The sequence below is a fragment of the Puniceibacterium confluentis genome, from assembly GCF_007923445.1.
Taxonomy (GTDB): Bacteria; Pseudomonadota; Alphaproteobacteria; order Rhodobacterales; family Rhodobacteraceae; genus Puniceibacterium; species Puniceibacterium confluentis.
Genome location: NZ_VOJI01000146.1, coordinates 1 through 503, shown reverse-complemented (window position 1 = coordinate 503; position 503 = coordinate 1). Strand labels below are relative to the sequence as shown.

The 503-nt window shown below is 45.7% G+C and carries 1 protein-coding gene; it reads left to right on the top strand.

Going from position 1 to position 503, the window contains the following annotated elements; genetic code table 11:
* A partial coding sequence (locus FOY53_RS24360; protein WP_222435353.1) for a hypothetical protein occupies nt 1-503 on the top strand: 503 nt, incomplete at both ends.

Here is a 503-nt window from a genome sequence, read left to right as displayed (position 1 = left end):
GGCAGCATGTTGATGGACGCTCAAGCGTCTCAGCATAATATCAACGTCGTGGATACGTTGTCTCTATTCAGCCGTAACAGCAGTTTATATAATGTGGGTTATTTACTGAGCTATTGGTGGCCCATGTTCTCGTTTTCCTCGCTGCCTGCGATGTTTTATGTAGGTGGGGGATTCTTGTTGCTATTGATCGGGTACGCGATGGTGACACGTTCACATAAAAATCCGATCATTCTGATCTTTTCGCTCCTTACGCTGTTATTTATGGTTGCAGCGACTGGAACGACATTTCCATCCATTGCCAAGTGGTTTGTCATTCTGGTTACGAAAACCCCTGTGATTGGTTCGGTTTTCCGTGATCCTAACAAATTTATTGGACTGCTCTCCCTTAATTTCGGAGTGTTGCTGACCTTTGGCGTCATTCAATGTATGGAATGGTTTGGATCGTCACCGCTACAGCGTGGGTATAAAAAGCTGGCGGTTGTTATCGTCGTTTTGTGCCTGGG